Consider the following 21,154-nt stretch of genomic DNA (forward strand, 5'->3'; position numbering starts at 1 on the left):
CACATGAACATCAAGCCCAAAGCTGCCGTTTTGGCTATCCTCGCCCTATCAACCGTCGGCTTGGCAACCGCTAAAGCACCTGAAATCGATCCCGCGCGTATCGACAGCATGGTCGCCGAAGTATTGAGACAGGCCGATCAACATCCCAACCAGACTGCCAAACCCGATGGTCAGGCAATCCGCAAAGATGTGGTTACACGTTTGCAGACTTTGGAAATTTTGAAAAATGAAGCCATCAAAGCTGGTTTGGACAAAGATGCAGAAGTACAGAATCAATTCAAAAACATTGAAGCTGAATTCTATGCTAACCAATACGCTGCTTATCTAGAACGTCAAACCGCAGTTGACGATGCCGAGTTGCGCCGTTTCTACGACCAGCAAACACGCGTTATCAAGCTGCAACAAGTCAACTTTGCGTCAGCCGAAGAAGTACGCGCCGCGCAAGAACTGCTGCTCAAAGGCTTATCATTTGAAGAACTGATGAAACGCTATCCCAACCCCGAACAAGAGTTCGATGGCTTCATCTCTCCACAGCAGCTTCCTCCTCAACTAGCTACCGCTTTTGCCGACATGAATCGAGGCGATGTAACACATGAGCCGATTCAGATGGAAAACCGTTTTTATCTGTTTAAACTTAGCGCCGTAGAGCGTAATCCTAATGCCGAACCTTTCGAACTGGTGCGCAATCAGCTTGCCCAAGCTGTCAAACGACAAAAAGTCGAGAATCAGATCGAACGTATTTTGAAAGAAAACGGCATTAATCCGTAAATTAATTCAATGGTTTCAGGCCGTCTGAAACTGTATTTGAACTCGGAGGGCGTATCTTACGCCCTTTTTTACAACTCCTTTTATTCACACAAGATTATGCGCTCTGTTATTCAAAAAGTTACCCATGCCAAAGTTAATGTTTTGTCCGAAAAATCCTGCGAAACCTGTGGCGAAATCAACAACGGATTTATGATATTGCTCGGCATTACCCATACCGATACAGAAACAGACGCCAAATACATTGCAGACAAAACCGCCAACCTGCGTATCTTTGAAGACGAAAACGGCAAATTAAATTTATCGCTCAAAGATGTCGGCGGCTCGATATTATTGATTTCCCAATTTACCCTTTACGCCGATGCACGCAGCGGCCGCCGTCCGTCCTTCTCCAATTCTGCCCCTGCCGAACAAGCGGATAAGCTTTATCAATATACCGCGCAACTTTTGCGCGAACATGGACTGACTGTCGAAACCGGCAGATTCCAAACCCATATGCAGGTCTCCCTTTGCAATGACGGGCCGGTTACCTTATTGCTTGACTCGCAAAAAACATTCTAAATCCCATCAAAAAAGGCCGTCTGAAATATTTCAGACGGCCTTTCCATTTTTGATCATTACTAAATCAAGTCTTGCGCTTTCACCCAGTTCACAATATCTGCCTCAACGGCTTCAGGCGAACCCGGATTGTCAATTTTAACGCCGTACTCATCCGCACCCAGCTCTTCCAAAATCTCCAGCTGCGAATCCAGCATACCGGCTTTCATATAATGCCCTTGACGCGACAGCATACGTTCAAGATTGATTGCTTGAGGCGGAGTCAGATGGATAAAAGCCACCTTCCCTTCTGCACCACGCAGAATATCGCGATAGTGATGCTTGAGTGCGGAACAAGTAACGATAGAATATTTTTCCCCATTTTTTGCCTGCTCCGTCATCCAGTCACGCAAATTGCCCAGCCAAGGATAGCGGTCTTCGTCCGTCAACGGAATACCGGCACCCATTTTGTCGCGGTTGGCTTGAGTATGGAAATCATCGCCTTCGGCATACGGGCATTGGTTGAGATGTTTTTGCAAAGACAATGCGGCAGTGGTTTTACCGCAACCGCACACGCCCATCATAACAAAATGTGTCGTCATTTTTCTACTCCTTGTTTATTTGGATTTTAACGGTATTTGAAAACAGGCGGATTGTGTTATCTCAAAAACACTATCCGCCGGCCATTTTCGATTAAACCAAGATAAACAACACTGACGATAAAGCAAAACCGATGAGTGCGATAAGTGTTTGGTTGACCGTCCATGTCTTCAAGGTCGTCGGCACATCCATATCCAACAGACGGCCGACAAGCCAGAAGCCTGAGTCGTTAAAGTGGCTGCAACCGACGGAGCCTGCTGCCGTAGCCAAAACTACGCAAGTAATCTGCCAATCGCTGAAACCTGCCGCTGCAACGGCCGGTGCCATCAACGCGGCAGCGGTAGTCAATGCAACAGTCGCAGAACCTTGCGCAATACGCAAAGCCAAAGCCACCAAGAAACAACCCAGCAAAACAGGAATACCCAAGTCTGCCATGCTGTCTGCCAAAGCCTTACCAATACCGGAGGCACGCAACACGCCGCCGAACATACCGCCTGCACCGGTAATCAAAATAACCGAGCAAACCGGGCCCAATGCGCCATCAATGGTTTTCTCCAAAGCGCTGGCTTTTTCGCCACGTTTACTGCCCAATACATACAGGGCCACCAAAACAGAAATCAGCAAAGCAATCGGTGTCGAACCGAGCATTCGTGCAAACTGCACCCAGCCTTCATCCGCACTGACCATTTTCTCGCTGATCAGGGTAGACAAACCAGTATTCAAGAAAATCAACAGCATAGGAATTAGCATAATGCCGATGACCGTAGATGCTTTTGCAGGCGCTTTCGGTTGGTCGTTATCTTGCGTACCGCCGCTGAGCAGATCAGGAACGGGCACATGGATGCTGCGGCCTAAAATCTTACCCAATAAATAGCCGCTGAAATACCAAGTAATCAAGGTAACAGGCAAACCCAAAATCAGCAGTTGACCAATATTTGCGCCATAAAATTCAGAAGCGGCAATCGGGCCGGGATGAGGCGGCAGGAAAACGTGCATGACGGAAAATGCGCCAATAGATGCCAACGCATAGGGCAAAACAGTTTGCTTCATGCGACGTGCCGTTGCAAACACAATCGGCAACATCACCACCAAACCGGCATCAAAGAAAATCGGAAAACCGAAAATCAAAGAAGCCACGCCTAAGGCAAACGGCGCACGTTTTTCACCAAAAATCCGAATCAGCGCATCTGCCAAAGACTGAGCTCCACCGGAAGTTTCTACCAAACGGCCGAGCATTGCGCCCAAACCGACCAGCAACGCCACGCTGCCGAGTGTACCGCCGAAGTTTTTAACCAATACATCATTAACAATACTGCCCATAGGCAGACCTGTTACGATGGCAGTCAGCAGGCTGACCAATACCAACGTCAGCAAGGCATGAACGCGCAGTTTTACAATCAAAATCAAGATCAGCAAAATCGCTGCGGCGGCGATACCGAGCAAGGTACCGGCACTCAGCGTTTGAGTCCATCCATCCATTTTGAAGCCTTTCTCTGTAAGAAAAATACAAACTTATTAATGTTTCTTAATATATATGGATACGATAACACATTTTTACACAGAATCACACGACTGGATTTAGTCAAAATATAAACTTCTCTTTTTCAAAACCCTTTTGCCAGATGCTTGATAACTAAGGATAGCAAAGAAAAAATAAAGGTAATAAAAAGGCCGTCTGAAAAGTAGTTAATTTTCAGACGGCCTGACATCATACTTTTTAATAAAATAGAAACGAATATTTTTTCAATTACCTAAAATCAAGTATTTTCAGCTTATGCCTTGGTAAAAATTACCTCATTTTCCAAACGGAATTCCAGCAGTTTGGTATTAAAATCATCTTCAGAATACCAGCCCATTGACGCATAAGGGACCGTTACGCATTACTGCTTCGATTTCGGCAAAATCCTCGGTCGAAATTTTTAGTCACATCAAAAGAATTTAGTGCTGTAACGTTTTTGTACGATTCCCCGAACATTCATCATACTTTTTCTTAAAAACTGAAGTGCCATGATACAAAAGCCGTCTGAAAAATTCTTCAGACGGCCTTGATTCTTAAACTTCTGACGGTGGTTGCGGTGTATCCTCATCTTCCTGCTGCGTTTTCGCTTTGATAAAGCGGCTGAACCAAATACCTGCTTCATAGAGCAGAATCAGCGGAACAGCAAGCAGGGTTTGAGAAATTACGTCCGGCGGCGTGATGATTGCAGCCACGACAAACGCACCGACAATCACATACGGACGCGCATTCTTAAGCTGTTCAGTCGAAACAATACCCATTTTTGCAAGCAACACCACAACAACGGGAACTTCAAACGTCGTACCGAATGCAACAAACATGCCCAAAATAAAGGACAGGTATTTGTCAATATCGGTCGCCATATTGACGCCGACAGGGGTTACCCCGGCCAAGAATTTGAAAATAACGGGAAATACCAAAAAATAGGCAAACGCCATACCGACAAAGAAAAGCGTCACGCTGGACAACACCAGCGGCGTAATCAAGCGTTTTTCGTTTTGGTATAAGGCAGGAGCGACAAACGCCCAAACTTGATACAGCGTGTGCGGCAACGACAGCAGAAATGCCGCCATCAGAGTAACCTTGACCGGCACAAAAAACGGCGCGATCACATCGGTTGCAATCATGCTGGTATCTTTAGGCAGATTGGCCATCAATGGTTCGGCAACAAAGGTATAGAGCTGCTGGGCAAACGGCATCATACCCAAAAAGCAGACGACGATACCGATGACGATCCACATCATGCGACGGCGCAGCTCGAGAAGATGCTCGATAAGCGGTTGGACGGGTTGTTCGTGTTGAGTTTCGGACACCGGTTGACTCACTTTTTACTTACGGACACGCAGTTTGGGCTTGGCGTGGAATTTCGGGCGCATATCGCGTTTGCGGCTCATCGCCTGCTTACGCAAAGAAGTCGTATGCAGCGGAGGAACATCGGCAACAGGGGATTCGATATAGCTGACTTCTACCACAGGAGCAGGCGAAACCGAAGCCGTCAAATACTCACGCCAAGCGCGGTCTTGCTCGGACTCGGCATTTTCAGCCTCGACAAGCTCTTGGGTTTGCGCTGCCCCACCCTGCTCAGAAGCTTGGATTGCGCTTTCATTCTCAGTGCTGTTTGAAACCAGATCAGGCAAAGGATTGCCAAACTCATCCACACCGAAATCGGCAGGCGTTTTCTGCTCAGGCAGGCGTTCCCATGGCTTGAGGCCGTCTGAAATATCGCTCAGGTTTTTTTGTGCATCGTTGCCCAAGTCTTTGATACCGTCGCGAAACTCAGATGCGGCGGTTTCAAATTCCTGCTTTACCTTGCGCAATTCGTCCAACTCAGCCTGAGTGTTAAGTTCCTGCTTGACGTTATTGACGAATCCTTGCAATTTACCGACCAAACGCCCGGCCGTGCGCGCGGCTTGTGGCAGACGTTCGGGGCCAAGCACTATCAGGGCGACAACGCCGACCAGCAGCAATTCGCCCAAACCGAAATCAAACATGGATTATGCTTTGTCTTCGTCTTTTTTGTGTTCGATGACTTCGTCTTTTTTGGCATCTTTGCCGTCTGTACCTTCATTCAGGCCTTGTTTGAAGTCATGCACTGCACCGCCGAGGTCTTTGCCGACGTTGCGCAATTTTTTGGTACCGAATACCAAAACGACGATAATCAGTACGATAATCCAGTGCCAGAGAGAGAAGCTACCCATGGTAAATCCTTGAATTTGTTAAAATAGATAATAGTTATGCAGGCGTACCCATGATATGGATATGCAGGTGGAAGACTTCTTGTCCGCCGCCTTTGCCTGTGTTGATCAGGGTTTTGAAACCGTCGGTCAAACCTGCCTCATGGGCGATTTGAGGAACTTTCAACATCATTTTGCCCAACAGGGTTTGATGTTCGGCGGTTGCGTGTGCCAGTGAATCGAAGTGTACTTTCGGAATCAGCAGCAGATGCACCGGCGCAGCAGGACGGATGTCTTTGAAACAAAGCATCTCATCGTCTTCGTAAACAGTTTGTGCCGGAATATCTTTGGTTGCGATTTTGCAGAAAATACAATTATCCATAATGGCTCCAATGGCCGTCTGAAAACAGGCGTAACGGGTTTCAACCAAAAAAGGGAAATCGTTTTACCCCAAGAGACGGATTCTGAAACAGGTCAAATACGAGATTGTAATATAAATTCAAGATTCTTTGCGAGAAGCTTTTTCCACTAATCCCGACAAACCTTGACGGCGCGCAAGCTCGTTTACTACATCTTCGGCGCGCAATCCGTGATGCGCCAATAAAACCATGGTATGAAACCACAAATCCGCCACTTCGTAAACCAAATGTTCGCCACCGCCATCTTTAGAAGCCATCAAGGTTTCACCCGCTTCCTCGATGACTTTTTTCAAAATCTTGTCTTCACCTTTGTGCAGCAGCTGGGCAACATAAGACGCATCCGGATCGCCGCCTTTGCGCGAATCGATGACGTTTTGAATTTGGGTAAGGATGGTATCGGTCATGGTCGGTTTCTCTTATTTTCTTTCAGACGGCCTTAAGGATGTTTATGTCCGTAAATCGCTTCTTCGTCTTTCAACACGGCATCGACTGTCTGCCATGCGCCCTCTTGCCAAACTTTGTAAAAGCAGCTTTCGCGCCCGGTATGACAGGCAATGCCGCCGTTTTGTTCAATCAACATAACCACTGCATCGCCATCGCAATCCAGGCGCAATTCGTGTACTTTTTGCGTATGTCCGGACTCTTCGCCCTTCATCCATTGTTTTTGGCGGGAACGGCTGTAATAGTGGGCAAAACCGGTTTCTACGGTTTTTTGCAGGGCCTCGGCGTTCATCCAGGCAACCATCAGCACACGGTGTGTCTGCCAATCTTGGGCAATCGCGCAAACCAAACCTTTTTCATCAAATTTTACGGCATTCAGCAGCGTTTCGTTTATATTCGACATTCGCGTTTTTCTCCCATATTTTCAGACGGGCTTTGGATAACAATCACAAACGCACTTCAATTCCTGCTTCACGCATGGCCAGTTTTGCTTCGCGGATACTCGCTTCGCCAAAGTGGAAAATACTGGCGGCCAATACCGCATCTGCCTTTCCTTCTTTAATGCCGTCCACCAAGTGTTGAACAGAACCGACACCGCCGGAAGCAATGACCGGAATATCGACCGATTCGCTGACCGCGCGTGTCAAAGGCAGGTTGAAACCTTGCTTGGTACCGTCCCGGTCCATACTGGTCAGCAAAATCTCGCCCGCACCGCGTCGTTGCATTTCGACAGCCCATTCCACCGCATCCAAACCGGTCGGATTACGTCCGCCGTGGGTAAAGATTTCCCAACGGGTGTTTTCAGGGTTGACCGCTTTGGCATCCACGGCAACAACAATCGCTTGCGAACCAAAAAAACCGGCCGCTTCGTTGACCAAATCAGGATTGGTTACAGCGGCCGTATTGATGCTGGCCTTATCGGCACCGGCATTAAGCAGGCGACGGATATCGGCAACCGTGCGCACACCGCCGCCGACAGTCAATGGAATAAAAACTTGTGATGCGACTGCCTCAATAACGTGCAAAATAGTGTCGCGATTGTCGCTGGAGGCAGTAATGTCCAAAAAGGTCAACTCATCCGCGCCTTCATCGTTGTAGCGTTTGGCAACGTCAACCGGATTGCCTGCATCGCGCAAACCCAAAAAGTTGACACCTTTTACCACGCGACCGTCTTTTACATCCAGACAAGGAATAATTCGTTTTGCCAATGCCATACTCAATACCTCTTATCCGTTATCAGGCCGTCTGAAACCGTCAGGCCAAAAATTTGCTCAACCAATCCGGCAAATGTTGCAACAGCTGAAAATAACCAATGCCGGCCATCATCGCCAAAACACAGGAAATAATGAAATTGCTGTCGATGCGGCCGACGATGGAAAAAATCAAACCGGCAAATGCCCATATTATCCCGTTGAAAATCATCCAATAGGTATCGATAATCGGCAAATCAAACGCCGTCAGCTGCCGCAATATCACTGCAATCAGTGTAAACCACAAACTTTCGCTTAGCGGATACACTTCGCGATCGGATGACCAGATAATCCAAAAACCCAAAACAAACGCTTCAAGCATACCAATCCCTTAATAAAATAAGATATTGAGTGAGTTGTTTTTTATAATTATTTCAGACAGATTTTAAGTCTAAGGACTTTGCAAAATGCCGCTTTTGAAGGCATTTTCAACTATACGCCAACTCCTGCGCTGTTACACCCTGCAAAGCCCTAATCTGCATAATTAAACGCACTTAGATCAAGCCAAAGAATCGGCCAGTTTTTGTGCCTGTGCAAAATCAATACTTCCCTCATAAATTGCGCGGCCGGTAATTGCTCCGCTCACGCCTTCGTTTTCAACGGCACACAATGCGTGGATATCGTCCAAATTCGTCAAGCCGCCGGAAGCGATAATCGGGATATTCACTGATTGGGCCAATTTGACGGTAGCCTCGATATTCACGCCGCTCATCATGCCGTCGCGGCCGATATCGGTGTAAATAATGCTGTTGACGCCATCGTCTTCAAAACGCTTGGCCAAATCGACGACATGATGCTCCGTTACCGTTGCCCAACCGTCTATCGCCACCATACCGTCTTTGGCATCCAAGCCGACGATAATCTGACCTGGAAATGCCTTACATGCTTCGCGCACAAATTCAGGATTTTTTACCGCGGCCGTACCGATAATCACATCGGTCAGACCCAAATCCAAATACTTTTCAATAGTGCCCAAATCACGGATACCGCCGCCAAGCTGTACCGGAATATCTTTGGCTACGGCTGCCAAAATTTCTTTAATCGCCGGAAAATTTTGAGGAACGCCTGCAAATGCACCGTTCAAATCAACCAAATGCAAACGGCGTGCACCTTGATTGCGCCAATGCAACGCCATCTCCGCCGGCGAATCGGAAAACACCGTCGCCTGCTCCATCAAGCCTTGTTTTAAGCGGACACAACGTCCTTCTTTTAAATCAATGGCAGGTATCAACAGCATTTTTTCTCCTCTATTCAGTTTCAGTATATTTTACACAAATTAGCGATTTTTAGCAGATTTATGTTAAAAATCTCAAATCTGCCAATTTAAAAAATTCCGCAGCAGCAATAATCCTGCCTGATGGCTTTTTTCCGTGTGAAACTGTGTGGCAAACACATTGTCCTTACCGACAATGCAGGCAAATTCACTCGGATATTCGCTGACGCCTAAAACAATCTCTTCATTTTTCGGTGCAAAATAATAGCTGTGGACAAAATAGAAATACTCGTTCTGCCCAATGTCTTGAAATAAAGGGTGCGGACGGGTTTGGCGCACTGTATTCCACCCCATATGCGGCACTTTCAGACGGCCTCCTTGTGCATCGGTTTGATTGGACAAAAACCGTTTTACTTGCCCTTCAAACCAACCCAAACCATCTGTATCGCCTTCTTCGCTGTGTTCAAACAATAATTGCGCACCTACGCAAATTCCAAAAAACGGCTTGTTTTTCAGGCCGTCTGAAACCGCCTCGCCCAAACCGCTTGCCTTCAATGCCGACATACAATCCGGCATGGCGCCCTGCCCCGGAAAGATAACCTTATCCGCCGCCATCACCTCTTCAGGCCGCGAAGTCAGATAAACCTCGGCATTTTGATTGGACAAAACCTGCGCCGCCTGAACAGATTTCAATACTGAGTGCAGGTTTCCCATTCCATAATCGACAATCGCTACTTTCATTGCTTCTCCTCAGGCCGTCTGAAAACATTTAATGATTAATATAATAATAAGAATGATTGTAGCAAAAGATGGTTTAAAACAAAATATTGCCACTATACAAGACAAATAATAAAAGGCCGTCTGAAATCCCGATCGGTTTCAGACGGCCTTTATTCATTCACACGATGCCTTATTCTTCAGACGCGGCTTCAGCTTCTTCTTGAACAGATTCTTCACTCAGCGTGCCTTTGGTAGAAGGCGTTTGACCCATCATGCGCGGATCGTATTCGACTGCCATGCGCAATGCGCGGCCGAAGGCTTTGAAAACGGTCTCAGCTTGATGGTGTGCATTACGGCCGCTCAAATTATCGATGTGCAAGGTCATCATGCTGTGGTTCACAAGACCATGGAAAAATTCTTCAAACAAATCGACATCAAAACGGCCGATCAGGGCGCGGGTAAAGTCGATGTTGTACACCAAACCAGGACGACCGGAAAGGTCGATAACCACACGGCTCAACGCTTCATCCAGCGGAACATAGGCATGACCGTAACGGGTAATGCCGGCTTTATTGCCAAGCGCTTGTTTCAGAGCCTGACCCACCACGATACCGATGTCTTCAACCGTGTGATGGTCGTCAATGTGCAAATCACCTTTGCAGGTAATATCCAAGTCAATCAAACCATGGCGCGCTACTTGGGCAAGCATATGCTCAAGGAAAGGAACGCCGGTATCCAAGCGATATTTGCCGGTACCGTCAAGATTGAGGCTGACGGTAATTTGGGTTTCGCAGGTATTGCGAGTCACGGTAACAAAACGGCCTTCGGCTGAAACACCAGCTTCGGCTGCTTCGACAGTTTGTTTTTCCAAACGCGCCAATTCAATCGCTGCTGCTTTTTCTTGGTCTTTGCTGTGATCACGGTTCAGCCAGCCTTTGCGTTTGTGCATACCGGATTCCAACTTCGCAGCCAGGCTCGGACGAATGCCGCGTGCAGACTCATCGCCTGCCTGTTGTTCCAAACGGCGTTTGAGCTGAGACAAAGAGGCGGAGTTTTCATAACCGCACGCGCGTGCAAGTTTGGTCAATGAGCCGGCTTCTTCAACCAGTAACAGAAAATTGGTCAAATGCAGTTGAGCTTTGTTCATAATGGTAGTTTCCTTGAAATCAAAGATTGGGGTAAAGGTTTCTAATAACCGCCAAGACGGCATCATTTTGCGCTGCCGAGCCTATGGTTATGCGGACACACTGATCCAAAAGCGGATGGCTGCCATGCAGTTTTTTAATCAGTATGCGGTTTTGCTTCAATGTTTCAAACAGCCCGTTCGCATCAGGAACGCGAACGGTAATAAAGTTGGCTTCGCTCGGAAAAACTTTCAAACGGCTTAATTTCAACAATTCATTCATCACGCGCGAACGCTCGTTTTTTAATGTATCAATGTTTTGCTGAATGATTTGATGATGTTTCAATGAGAATTTTGCCGCCGTCAAGCTTAATTGATTCATATTGTAAGGCGGAAGGATTTTGGCCAGCTCACCCATAATACTTGGACTTGCCGCCGCATACCCCATCCGCAAGCCGGCAAAGCCGATTTTACTGATGGTGCGCATTACGACCAGATTTTCGACCTCTCCCGCCCACGGAAGGAAACTGTCATGATGGAATGCGCCATATGCCTCATCGACAACCACAATGCCGGTAGCGGCACTAATGACCGCCTCCACTTCTTCTCGCTTAAAGCACACACCGGTAGGATTATTGGGATAGGCAATAAAAATTAATGACGGCTGATGTTGCTCGATAGTGGACAAAACGGCAGGGAGATTTAAAGAGAAATCCGAATTTAAGGGAACGCCGACATATTCCATACCATAAAGCGCGGCATTATGACGATACATAACGAAACTTGGCTCAATACCCAATACACGCGCATTTGGTTTAGCAACCAGCATGGTCAAAAACTGGATAAGCTCGTCGGAGCCGTTGCCCAATGCGATTTCCGCCTTGCCGGGAATACCGAAGACTTCCCTTAATTCTTCATAAATCCCACTTTTGGCAGTATGAGGATACAAATGAATCGGGGCTTCTTTTACTATATCCGCCCATTCTGACAACAAAGATTCATATCCGGCGAAAGGATGATGCGGACACTCCATAGCGTCCAACTTAATAAAACCTTCCGGCAAATCGGCAACCTGATAGGCTGTCATTACTTTAATATCATCACGGATAACATCAGCAACGCGATTCATGGTTTTCTATCCTCCTCAGATAAAGTATTTAGAATAATAGCACAATCTTTATTAAATATATATATTAATAAGACTATAAAACAAGATAAAGTTTCATTCGTTTGAAGAAAAAACAATAAATCCTTTCTTCAGCATCTTTAAGCAATATTCTTGGCTTACCACGCCTTTTTAGCGGTATAATTTTAAGTTTTCCAGTACGGCTTTACACCCTCAATATTGTGAACAATACACGCTCCCCATTACCTTATCTTGCAACTTCCATAAGCCTTATCCTGCTGATCCTGCTTTCCTTATCATGGGAATTATGGATCGCGCCATTGCGCGAAGGCGGCTCATGGTTGGCACTGAAAGCCCTGCCTTTGTGCTTGCCGTTGACCGGCATTTTGAAAAAACGCATCTACACTTACCAATACAGCTCCATGCTGATTCTGATTTACTTTGCCGAAGCCTGTATGCGCCTGGCAGACACGGCTCTCGCCAGCCGGATTTGCGCCGCCGTTTCCGTATTATTGTGCATTGCCTTTTTCCTCGGCTGCCTTGCATTTATCAAACAACAAAAACACACATCAAAATGACCTACCACACACTTTCAGACGGCCTGACTGAATCTTCAGTGAAAACCTTTTGGCCTTTATGGCTCAGTTTTCTTTGGATTTGTGCCATCCCTTTTCTTTCACTCTACCGAGTCGGCCCATTACCCAGCTTTTATCTGGAAGCCATTTCACTGAGCGGCTCATTGGTACTGACATTGATTAGCGCACACAAAGGCCTGCTGAATATCCGCCTTCCCGCACTCAGTATCGGTTTGTTTGCCATGGCTGCATTTTGGTCGCTCCAAGCGCGCCTCATGCACTCTACCTACCCCGGCATGAACGATATTACTGCCTGGACCTTTGTCATTTTAGCACTGGGCGCATGGTCGGTTCGCGGCTGGGTAGCAGCTTACAGACAGGAACGCATCGTCAGCATCTTTGCTTGGTCTTTATTGATAGGGGCAACCATACAGGCCGCCATCGTCTGGTTGCAATTTAAAGGCTGGTCCAACGTAGAGTGGTTGAACGGCATCATTGCCCGAAGCAACGGTACCGTAAACGGCCAACTCGGCCAGCGCAATCATTTGGGACATTATTTAATGTGGGGCATTTTGGCGGCATCCTATTTATGGACGGAGCGCAAAATGTCCAATGCAGCAGGTTTTCTGTTCGTATTGGCTTTGACTGCGACCCTCGGCCTTGTCAACTCGCGCACCATCTTAGGCTACATTGCCGCCCTATTCCTGATTACGCCGTTATGGTTTTGGCGTACCCATTTCCAACACAAACGCGCACTGTGCATTTTCCTTCTGACCGCCATCCTAGCCGCTGCTTTCCAATTCGGCATGGGCAGCCTGTTGGATTTGTTTGGCAACATCAAATACGAAACCGCTGTAGAACGCGCAGGCACCAGCGGTTTTGAAGGCTCCATGCGCCAAATCGAATGGAGCAAGGCATGGATTGCCTTTCAATCCGCACCTTGGTTCGGCCATGGCTGGAACAGCTTTGCCCAGCAAACCTTTCTGATCAATGCCCAGCAACAATATTTCCCCAACAATATCCTCGGCGTACTATTTACCCATTCGCACAATATCGTCATGCAGTTGCTGTCCGAAATGGGCATTGCCGGCACCTTGCTCGCAACCTTAACCCTGCTTGCAGCCGTATGGCGACTATCGGGACGCAACCAAACACCGGCCTCGCTGTTTTTACTGACTGCCGCCGCCGTCAGCCTCTGTCACAGCATGCTCGAATATCCACTTTGGTATATCTACTTCCTTACCGTATTCAGCCTGATTCTGTCTCTGACACCTTCTTATCCGAAAGATGTTTCAGACGGCCCTTTATCTAGCCGAATCAGACAATGGGCAGGCGGTATAGCCGCTTTATCGATTTTAATCGGTATGGCAAACCTCAGCTGGGAATATCAAAATCTAACCCAATATAGCCGTGTAGGGAAAACCGATGATCAGCAAACGGTTCAAAACAAAATCGACGGCTTGCAACGACTTTCCAAAGAAAGCCCCATGCTTGCCTATTACGCCGATTTGAGCTTGAGCAAACGTGCCGACCCGACCGATGCCTATATCCGTCCGTGGGCGGAAGAAGCCGCACTCAAAGCCCTGACCTACCGCCCCTACTCCAGCGCCTACCAAGTCGGCCTTTACCTCTACCGACAAGGCAAAAAAGAAGAAGGTGCGCAATGGATGCAGGCAATGCAATATTATTATCCTTATATGATGTATTTCTACGCTGACAAAATACGCAGTCACCCGGCATTCGCTCCCTTGCTGCCCAAACTTTTGTCCGATTGCAAAGATTTCATCAACGCACCGAAACACCAAACCGCCCAATCATGCGACAAACCCTGAACAAAACACGCCCAATTGTCAGTTTGTCCTTACAGGCCGTCTGAAAATGTAAAGAGCAGCGAGTTTCTATGCAAAAAAGCGCAAAAGCACAGAAAATTACGCTATCAACAAAAGCAGATTGCATGTTAAGATTGAACACAACTCTATTTTAAGCGCCGTACTGCCATTTAGTACCGCGGCGCATACAATCACGAAAAGGAAATTCCATGAGTCGCGTATTACTCGTAGATGACGATGCTCTCTTGACCGAATTGCTGACCGAATACCTGACTGCCGAAGGCCTCAACGTTCATAGCGTTCCCGACGGCGAAGCCGGCGTTCAAGAAATTCTGACCGGACAATACGATGTCGTCGTATTAGACTCCATGATGCCTAAAATGAACGGTTTGGACGTACTGAAAAACGTACGCACCCAAAGCACCGTGCCCATCATCATGCTGACCGCGAAAGGCGACGACATCGACCGCATCATCGGTCTGGAAATGGGTGCGGACGATTACGTACCGAAACCATGCACACCGCGCGAACTCTTGGCCCGCATCAACGCCATCCTGCGCCGTGCGCAACACAGCAACGAACAAAACAACGCGCCTAACAGCATTTCCGTCAGCGACGTCGTTTTGTACCCGGCCAAACGCCAAGCCAGCATCAAAGACACTCCGCTCGAGTTGACCAGCACCGAATTCAACCTGCTCGAAGTTTTAATGCGCCACGCCGGACAAGTCGTCAGCAAAGAGACCCTGTCTATTGAGGCACTCGACCGCAAACTGGCTAAATTTGACCGCAGCATCGACGTACACATCTCCAGCATCCGCCACAAATTGGGCGATGCCTCCTTGATTCAAACCGTACGCGGCTTAGGCTACCTGTTTGTTAAAAACTAAAGATTAAACAGATCAATGAAACTGTTTCAACGCATCTTCGCCACATTTTGCGCAGTCATCGTCTGCGCAATCTTTGTGGCGAGTTTTTCATTTTGGCTGGTACAAAACACCCTCGCCGAAAACCAATTCAACCAACGCCGCACCATCGAAACCACATTGATGAGCAGCATCATCTCCGCGTTTAACTCGCGCGGAGACAGCGGTGCGCGCGAAATTCTTTCGGAATGGAAAAACAATCCGGTTTCCAATGCCGTTTATGTGATTACCGGCGACGATAAAAAAGATATTTTAGGCCGCAATATCGACAGCCTGTCCATCGAACGCGCCCGCATCTTTGCCATCAACAACCCCGAATCCGATTTAGCCCACATCGAATACGACCGTTTCGGCGAAGAATACCTCTTCTTCATTAAAGGCTGGGACAATCATCAAGCCCAACGCCTGCCCAGCCCGCTCTTCATTCCCGGCCTGCCGCTCTCGCCTATTTGGCACGAATTTATCATTCTGTCTTTCATCATCATCGTCGGCCTCTTGATGGCATATATCCTTGCCAACAACATCACCAAGCCCATTAAAATTCTTGGCGGCGGCATGGACAGAGTAGCCAACGGCGAACTCGAAACCCGCATTTCCCAACAAGTTGATGACCGTGACGACGAATTGTCCCACCTTGCCGTACAATTCGACAAAATGGCCGAAAAGCTTGAAAAACTTGTGGCCAAAGAGCGTCATTTGCTCCACCACGTTTCTCATGAAATGCGCTCGCCGCTGGCGCGTATGCAGGCGATTGTCGGCCTGATTCAATCTCAGCCGCAAAAGCAAGAGCAATACCTCAAGCGGCTTGAAGGCGAATTGGTGCGCATGGATACTTTGGTAGGTGAATTATTGACCCTCTCCCGCCTAGAGACTTCCAATATTCCTTTGGAAAAAGAAAACCTCAAACTCGTTCCGTTCTTAACCAACTTGATTGAGGACAACCAAAGCATTGCCCACCAAAACAATCAAAGCGTTACCCTGAGCATGGATCCAAAAATCCCTGAAAATGCCGTAATCAGTGCCAACGAAGGCTATCTATACCGCGCCTTCGACAACGTTATCCGCAACGCCATCAACTACAGTCCGGAAGGCAGCACCATTCAAGCCCATATCGGACAAGACGGCAAAAACTGGATTATCGATGTGACCGACAACGGGCCTGGCGTAGATGAAATGCAGCTTCCGCATATTTTCACTGCCTTTTATCGCGCCGACTCCAGCGCCCACAAGCCCGGTACAGGTTTAGGGCTTGCCTTGACGCAGCATATTATGGAACAGCACTGCGGTAAAATCATCGCTGAAAATGTCAAACCCAACGGCCTGAGGATGCGTTTTATCCTTCCCAAAAAGAAAGCCGGAGACAAAAAAGAAGTCTAAAAATAAGGCCGTCTGAAACTTTTCAGACGGCCAAAAACACAAATAAGGAACTAACATGAGTGCAACCGTCCAAACCGGCTACTTCTTCATGCCTGAACACATCATCCTCGTCGGCGCCAGCGAACGTCCGCACAGCCTTGGCGAACGCATTTTCAGCCACCTGCTCGGTTCCTCATATCAAGGCAAAATTACCCCCGTCAATCTTCGACACAGCAGTGTCGCAGGCATTCCCTCCTACTCCAGCCTCAGCAAAATCCCGGGCCAGGCTGATTTGGTTGTTGCCGTTATCCCGCCCGACCATTACGACTCGCTGTTCAAAGCCTGCCGTAAAAAAAACCTGCGCCACATTATCCTGATTCAAGATTGGGAAAACCTACCGCCCGAATCCTGCAAAAACGCCCGTTCCATCATTCAAAAACATCACGGCGACGAATTGAACATCACCGTGTGCAACAGCGCAGGCATCCAACTCCCCTCGCTCAACCTCAATATCGGCACCCAAACCGACTATCCGGCCGGCCATATCGCATTGCTCACCGGCCACAGCACCGTCAGCCGCAACATCAACCACCTGCTTAACACGCTGCACCAAGGCGTATCACGCCACATCAGCCTCAACTATGACCTAAGCCCCACCACATCCGCCGACTGGCTCAACCGCTTCGGCCACAACCGCCATACCAAAGTTGCCGTGATCCACTACAATCCGGCCGAAAACCAACGCGAGCTGTTCAGTGCTATCCGCCACTTCACACGCCACACCCCGCTTATCCTGTTGTCCACACACCATACCAACGACACAGACAAAGCCATCCTGCGCAGCCTCAGCCGCCATTGCAATTTCCAACCGGTATTCAATACCGCCGAACTGGAAGCAGCCCTAAAAGCCTACCTTTCCGGCATTCCCGTCATTACCCATCCCACCATTCTGTCCGATACGCCGATAGAATGGCTGCGCACTACCGCCAATGCCTGCGAATTGACCCTCGACCTCCCAACCGATGCACCATCCATCCGACAAGGCTGCATCGGCAGCAACCCTACGCCTGCACGCATCCACCGCTTGGCACTCGAACAATTACAAAATCCGCATACTCAAGCCCTACTTGGCATTATTTCGCCAGATACGCCGGATGCATACAGTATTCATCAAACTCTGGATAATTTGGCACAAAAAACCAGCAAGCCCATTCTCGTCAGCTATCGTTTTTCAGACGGCCTGACTCGGTTTAACACGCCGGAAGAAGCCTTGCTGACACTTTATTTCCGCAATCAAACCGCCTATTTGCAACAAGTGCAAAATACCCCTGCGCCAGCCCAAACAGGCCGTCTGAAAACACCCAAAAGCAAAAGTATCGATAAAGCCATTGCTTCCGGTCAAACCGAACTGATGGCGGAAGCCCTATACCTGCCTCCGTGCCAAACCCAAAAACACAATGCCGTCCAGTTCCGGTTCAGCCGCCATGCCATTTACGGCAACATCCTTTCCGCCCATTACAACGGCAAAACCGAAGCCGCATTACCTCCTTTCACCACGCTCGATATCCAGCGTTTAAGCCAATTTGCGGAACTCGACAACACTTCCGTTCTCAATCAATTTCTGCATTCCCTAAACACACTTATCCACAACGACCAGCATATCGGCGACATTATCCTCAACTACAACGGTAGACAATACAGCAGCACCATCATTCCAGAAATCGTGGAAAAACTTGTTGCACCAACAACCAAAATTCCTAAAAAAGCCGTCCAAACCTTAGAACAGGCCGCAGCAAAAATGCAAAGCGCCGCCGCCTACCTCCAACAAAAAAATCCGGCAGCGGCCGAGTTCCTACGCAACACCGGCGAAGCCGCTTCCGAACTGCTGCACCCTAAAACCGAAACGCCCGAGATACAAAACGTACTCGCACCCTATCCGAGCCAAACCGATACCTTTACCCTGCCTGACGGCAACACACTGCACATCCGCGCACTAGAACCTGAAGATGCCGAAGCCAAACAAAAATTTGTCCGCCAATTACCCGCGGCCGACCGCTATACTCGCTTCATGACCCATACCAACGAGTTACCGCTGCCCACACTTGCACGGCTGACCCGTCCCGATTTCCATACCGAATGCGCGTGGGCGGCCTTCGCTTCAGACGGCCGTATCGTCGCAGTCAGCCGTTACAGCCGCATCAATCGTAATGAGTGCGAGTTCGGCATTACTTTAGCACCTGAAGCACGCAAAACCGGCTTGGCAGGCAAAATGATGAGCCTCATTATCCAAACTGCCACACAGCAAGGTTACCAAACCATGAATGCGGAAATCCTCAAAGAAAACACACCGATGCTCAAACTCGCTGAAAAATCAGGATTTACCGTTACCCCGTCGGAAACCGACCGCGGCCTGTATCAAGCCAGCCTCGATTTGAACGAATGGCAAAACAGCAACAAAAACAAATAAAAACTTGCATAACCCGTGTGAAATATCCTAAAATTAGCGGTTTCTATATATCCGCATTTTTCAAAAGGACTCAAAATGGTAGTTATCCGTTTGGCTCGCGGCGGCTCAAAACACCGCCCTTTCTTCAACGTAGTCGTAACTGACTCTCGCAACCGTCGTGACGGCCGCTTCATCGAGCGCGTAGGTTTCTACAACCCCGTTGCCAACGAAAAACAAGAACGCGTACGTTTTGACGCAGACCGCATCAACCACTGGGTTGCTCAAGGCGCGAAAGTTAGCGATGCAGTTGCCAAACTGATTAAAGAGCAAAAAATCGCTGCTTAATCAGCCGAAACGACCATGACAGACACTCAAAAACGGGTAGCCATGGGCTACATCAAAGGCGTATTCGGCATTAAAGGCTGGCTTAAAATTGCCGCCAATACCGAATATACCGACAGCCTGCTGGACTACCCCGAGTGGCAGTTGTGCAAGGATGGCAAAACCCTGGATGTTGTGCTTGAGGCAGGTAAAATTGTCAATGGCGAACTTCAGGTCAAATTTGAAGGTATAGACGATCGCGACCAAGCCTTTGCCTTGCGCGGCTATACCATCGAAATCCCCAGAGAGTCATTCGCCCCTACTGAGGAAGACGAATACTACTGGGCAGATTTAGTCGGCATGACCGTCATCAACAAAGAAAACATCGTCCTCGGCAAAGTTAGCAACCTGATGGAAACCGGTGCAAATGATGTTTTGATGATTAAAGGCGAACACGGACAAATCCTGATTCCCTTTGTCTCCAACTATATCGAATCTGTCGACACCGACAGCAAAACCATTATCGCCGACTGGGGTTTGGACTACTGATGCTGATTCAAGCCATCACCATTTTCCCGGAGATGTTCGACAGCATTGTCGAATATGGCGTTACAGGCAGAGCAAGAAAACAAAATCTTTGGCAGTTTCAAGCCGTCAATCCCCGTAAATTTGCCGACAATAAACTTGGCTATATTGATGATCGCCCCTTCGGAGGTGGTCCGGGAATGATCATGATGGCACCGCCGCTTCAAGCGGCAATTGAAGAAGCCAAAGCAAACTCGCAAAAACCTGCCAAAGTAATTTATCTCAGTCCGCAAGGTCAGCCGCTGACGCATAAAAAGGCCGCAGAACTTGCCAAACTGCCCCATCTTGTTCTTCTATGCGGACGCTATGAAGGCATAGATGAAAGACTGCTGCAAAGCAGTGTGGACGAAGAAATCAGCATTGGCGACTTTGTCGTCTCGGGCGGCGAATTACCCGCCATGATGTTGATGGATGCCGTCTTAAGATTGGTTCCGGGCGTATTGGGCGATATACAGTCAGCCGAACAAGACTCGTTTTCAGACGGCCTTTTAGACTGTCCTCATTACACCAAACCCGTAGAATTCCAAGGCATGATCGTTCCCGATGTCTTACGCTCAGGAAATCATGGCTTGATTGCCGAGTGGCGATTGAAACAATCGCTGCGACGCACTTTAGAGCGCCGACCTGATTTATTGAAAAAGCGCAGTTTAATCCCAAAGGAATCCCGCCTCTTAAAAGAAATCTTGCAAGAGCAACAGGAAATCCAATCATAACTTAGGAAAAACAAATGAACTTGATTCAACAATTAGAGCAAGAAGAAATCGCTCGCTTGAACAAAGAAATCCCTGAATTCGCTCCAGGCGACACCGTTGTCGTATCTGTACGCGTAGTTGAGGGTTCTCGCAGCCGTCTGCAAGCATACGAAGGTGTTGTTATCGCTCGCCGCAACCGTGGCCTGAACAGCAACTTCATCGTTCGCAAAATCTCTAGCGGCGAAGGTGTAGAACGTACTTTCCAACTGTACTCTCCTACCGTAGAAAAAATCGAAGTTAAACGCCGTGGTGACGTACGTCGCGCCAAACTGTACTACTTGCGCGGCCTGACCGGTAAAGCAGCTCGCATTAAAGAAAAATTGCCTGCTCGCAAAGGTTAATCGCTTTCATCAAAAACCCACTTCAATGAAGTGGGTTTTTTGTTTTTATACAAGATCTCCTCGTCTTTCTTACACAATCCTGCAAGCCAACCATAACTCCCATCCCACGCATAAACTTAAACAGAATCGTAACTTCCCTACC

General features: G+C 48.2%; 25 protein-coding genes. 11 read left to right on the forward strand and 14 right to left on the reverse strand.

The window, feature by feature from the left end; translation table 11 throughout:
• The first annotated feature begins 3 nt into the window (after window positions 1–3).
• Together ACTHTS_RS07490 and dtd are read left to right on the forward strand one after the other, a co-directional pair.
• Window positions 4–768, forward strand: a complete 765-nt coding sequence (locus tag ACTHTS_RS07490) for a peptidyl-prolyl cis-trans isomerase (protein ID WP_440369679.1) — start codon at window positions 4–6, stop codon at window positions 766–768.
• A gap of 96 nt (window positions 769–864) precedes the next feature.
• Window positions 865–1,326, forward strand: coding sequence for a D-aminoacyl-tRNA deacylase (gene dtd / locus ACTHTS_RS07495; protein WP_440369680.1), 462 nt, complete (start codon window positions 865–867; stop codon window positions 1,324–1,326).
• 59 nt (window positions 1,327–1,385) lie between these two features.
• Here the strand turns inward: dtd and ACTHTS_RS07500 are convergent, their stop codons facing one another.
• The 14 genes from ACTHTS_RS07500 to hisC all read right to left on the reverse strand — a co-directional run bounded on the left by ACTHTS_RS07500 (window position 1,386) and on the right by hisC (window position 11,887).
• Window positions 1,386–1,904: a gluconokinase, GntK/IdnK-type gene (locus ACTHTS_RS07500; RefSeq protein ID WP_440369681.1), complete on the reverse strand. Its 519-nt coding sequence runs from the start codon at window positions 1,902–1,904 to the stop codon at window positions 1,386–1,388.
• 91 nt (window positions 1,905–1,995) lie between these two features.
• Entirely contained in the window at window positions 1,996–3,381 is a 1,386-nt protein-coding gene (locus ACTHTS_RS07505; protein WP_440369682.1) for a GntP family permease, read from the reverse strand.
• A gap of 573 nt (window positions 3,382–3,954) precedes the next feature.
• Complete coding sequence (gene tatC / locus ACTHTS_RS07510) at window positions 3,955–4,731, reverse strand: twin-arginine translocase subunit TatC (protein ID WP_440367392.1); 777 nt, start codon at window positions 4,729–4,731, stop codon at window positions 3,955–3,957.
• A 15-nt stretch (window positions 4,732–4,746) separates the two neighbouring features.
• A complete protein-coding gene (gene tatB, locus ACTHTS_RS07515; RefSeq protein WP_440369683.1) occupies window positions 4,747–5,409 on the reverse strand; it encodes a Sec-independent protein translocase protein TatB in 663 nt (220 codons plus the stop codon).
• A gap of 3 nt (window positions 5,410–5,412) precedes the next feature.
• Window positions 5,413–5,616 (reverse strand): Sec-independent protein translocase subunit TatA, encoded by a 204-nt coding sequence (gene tatA, locus ACTHTS_RS07520; RefSeq protein ID WP_003679438.1) that lies wholly within the window; start codon window positions 5,614–5,616, stop codon window positions 5,413–5,415.
• 34 nt (window positions 5,617–5,650) lie between these two features.
• Window positions 5,651–5,974 carry a histidine triad nucleotide-binding protein gene (locus ACTHTS_RS07525; RefSeq protein WP_049329536.1) on the reverse strand — a complete coding sequence of 108 codons (324 nt, stop codon included), beginning with the start codon at window positions 5,972–5,974 and terminating at the stop codon, window positions 5,651–5,653.
• 117 nt (window positions 5,975–6,091) lie between these two features.
• Window positions 6,092–6,415: a phosphoribosyl-ATP diphosphatase gene (locus ACTHTS_RS07530; protein ID WP_003679440.1), complete on the reverse strand. Its 324-nt coding sequence runs from the start codon at window positions 6,413–6,415 to the stop codon at window positions 6,092–6,094.
• Window positions 6,416–6,447: 32 nt separating this feature from the next.
• A complete protein-coding gene (gene hisI / locus ACTHTS_RS07535; protein ID WP_003748650.1) occupies window positions 6,448–6,855 on the reverse strand; it encodes a phosphoribosyl-AMP cyclohydrolase in 408 nt (135 codons plus the stop codon).
• 43 nt (window positions 6,856–6,898) lie between these two features.
• On the reverse strand, window positions 6,899–7,666 hold the full coding sequence (hisF, locus tag ACTHTS_RS07540; RefSeq protein ID WP_440369684.1) for an imidazole glycerol phosphate synthase subunit HisF: 768 nt from the start codon (window positions 7,664–7,666) through the stop codon (window positions 6,899–6,901).
• Between the two features lie 40 nt (window positions 7,667–7,706).
• Window positions 7,707–8,024, reverse strand: a complete 318-nt coding sequence (locus ACTHTS_RS07545) for a multidrug transporter MatE (RefSeq protein ID WP_070460191.1) — start codon at window positions 8,022–8,024, stop codon at window positions 7,707–7,709.
• Between the two features lie 177 nt (window positions 8,025–8,201).
• Complete coding sequence (hisA, locus tag ACTHTS_RS07550; RefSeq protein WP_440369685.1) at window positions 8,202–8,939, reverse strand: 1-(5-phosphoribosyl)-5-[(5-phosphoribosylamino)methylideneamino]imidazole-4-carboxamide isomerase; 738 nt, start codon at window positions 8,937–8,939, stop codon at window positions 8,202–8,204.
• Between the two features lie 72 nt (window positions 8,940–9,011).
• On the reverse strand, window positions 9,012–9,656 hold the full coding sequence (gene hisH / locus ACTHTS_RS07555) for an imidazole glycerol phosphate synthase subunit HisH (RefSeq protein WP_440369686.1): 645 nt from the start codon (window positions 9,654–9,656) through the stop codon (window positions 9,012–9,014).
• 169 nt (window positions 9,657–9,825) lie between these two features.
• A complete protein-coding gene (hisB, locus tag ACTHTS_RS07560) occupies window positions 9,826–10,782 on the reverse strand; it encodes an imidazoleglycerol-phosphate dehydratase HisB (protein WP_440369687.1) in 957 nt (318 codons plus the stop codon).
• 19 nt (window positions 10,783–10,801) lie between these two features.
• Window positions 10,802–11,887, reverse strand: coding sequence for a histidinol-phosphate transaminase (hisC, locus tag ACTHTS_RS07565; RefSeq protein WP_440369688.1), 1,086 nt, complete (start codon window positions 11,885–11,887; stop codon window positions 10,802–10,804).
• Between the two features lie 218 nt (window positions 11,888–12,105).
• Here hisC and ACTHTS_RS07570 point away from each other — a divergent pair, with 218 nt between their 5' ends.
• The 9 genes from ACTHTS_RS07570 to rplS all read left to right on the forward strand — a co-directional run bounded on the left by ACTHTS_RS07570 (window position 12,106) and on the right by rplS (window position 21,012).
• The gene (locus ACTHTS_RS07570; RefSeq protein WP_039862096.1) at window positions 12,106–12,462 is read left to right on the forward strand and encodes a DUF2069 domain-containing protein; all 357 of its coding nucleotides are present in this window, start codon (window positions 12,106–12,108) and stop codon (window positions 12,460–12,462) included.
• Window positions 12,459–14,291, forward strand: coding sequence for a Wzy polymerase domain-containing protein (locus ACTHTS_RS07575; protein ID WP_440369689.1), 1,833 nt, complete (start codon window positions 12,459–12,461; stop codon window positions 14,289–14,291). Before ACTHTS_RS07570 ends, ACTHTS_RS07575 begins: the two co-directional genes overlap by 4 nt.
• 206 nt (window positions 14,292–14,497) lie before the next feature.
• Window positions 14,498–15,175: a two-component system response regulator MisR gene (misR, locus tag ACTHTS_RS07580; RefSeq protein WP_003748666.1), complete on the forward strand. Its 678-nt coding sequence runs from the start codon at window positions 14,498–14,500 to the stop codon at window positions 15,173–15,175.
• A 15-nt stretch (window positions 15,176–15,190) separates the two neighbouring features.
• Window positions 15,191–16,588, forward strand: coding sequence for a HAMP domain-containing sensor histidine kinase (locus ACTHTS_RS07585; RefSeq protein ID WP_114926315.1), 1,398 nt, complete (start codon window positions 15,191–15,193; stop codon window positions 16,586–16,588).
• 55 nt (window positions 16,589–16,643) lie between these two features.
• A complete protein-coding gene (locus ACTHTS_RS07590) occupies window positions 16,644–19,034 on the forward strand; it encodes a GNAT family N-acetyltransferase (RefSeq protein ID WP_440369690.1) in 2,391 nt (796 codons plus the stop codon).
• A 75-nt stretch (window positions 19,035–19,109) separates the two neighbouring features.
• A complete protein-coding gene (gene rpsP / locus ACTHTS_RS07595; RefSeq protein WP_003684452.1) occupies window positions 19,110–19,358 on the forward strand; it encodes a 30S ribosomal protein S16 in 249 nt (82 codons plus the stop codon).
• Between the two features lie 15 nt (window positions 19,359–19,373).
• Complete coding sequence (gene rimM / locus ACTHTS_RS07600; RefSeq protein WP_070836875.1) at window positions 19,374–19,883, forward strand: ribosome maturation factor RimM; 510 nt, start codon at window positions 19,374–19,376, stop codon at window positions 19,881–19,883.
• The gene (trmD, locus tag ACTHTS_RS07605) at window positions 19,883–20,632 is read left to right on the forward strand and encodes a tRNA (guanosine(37)-N1)-methyltransferase TrmD (RefSeq protein ID WP_440369691.1); all 750 of its coding nucleotides are present in this window, start codon (window positions 19,883–19,885) and stop codon (window positions 20,630–20,632) included. Before rimM ends, trmD begins: the two co-directional genes overlap by 1 nt.
• 14 nt (window positions 20,633–20,646) lie before the next feature.
• On the forward strand, window positions 20,647–21,012 hold the full coding sequence (gene rplS, locus ACTHTS_RS07610; protein ID WP_003679470.1) for a 50S ribosomal protein L19: 366 nt from the start codon (window positions 20,647–20,649) through the stop codon (window positions 21,010–21,012).
• Window positions 21,013–21,154 lie beyond the last annotated feature (142 nt).

It is taken from the genome of Neisseria sp. P0019.S003, assembly GCF_051957115.1.
Lineage (GTDB): Bacteria > Pseudomonadota > Gammaproteobacteria > Burkholderiales > Neisseriaceae > Neisseria > Neisseria flavescens_D.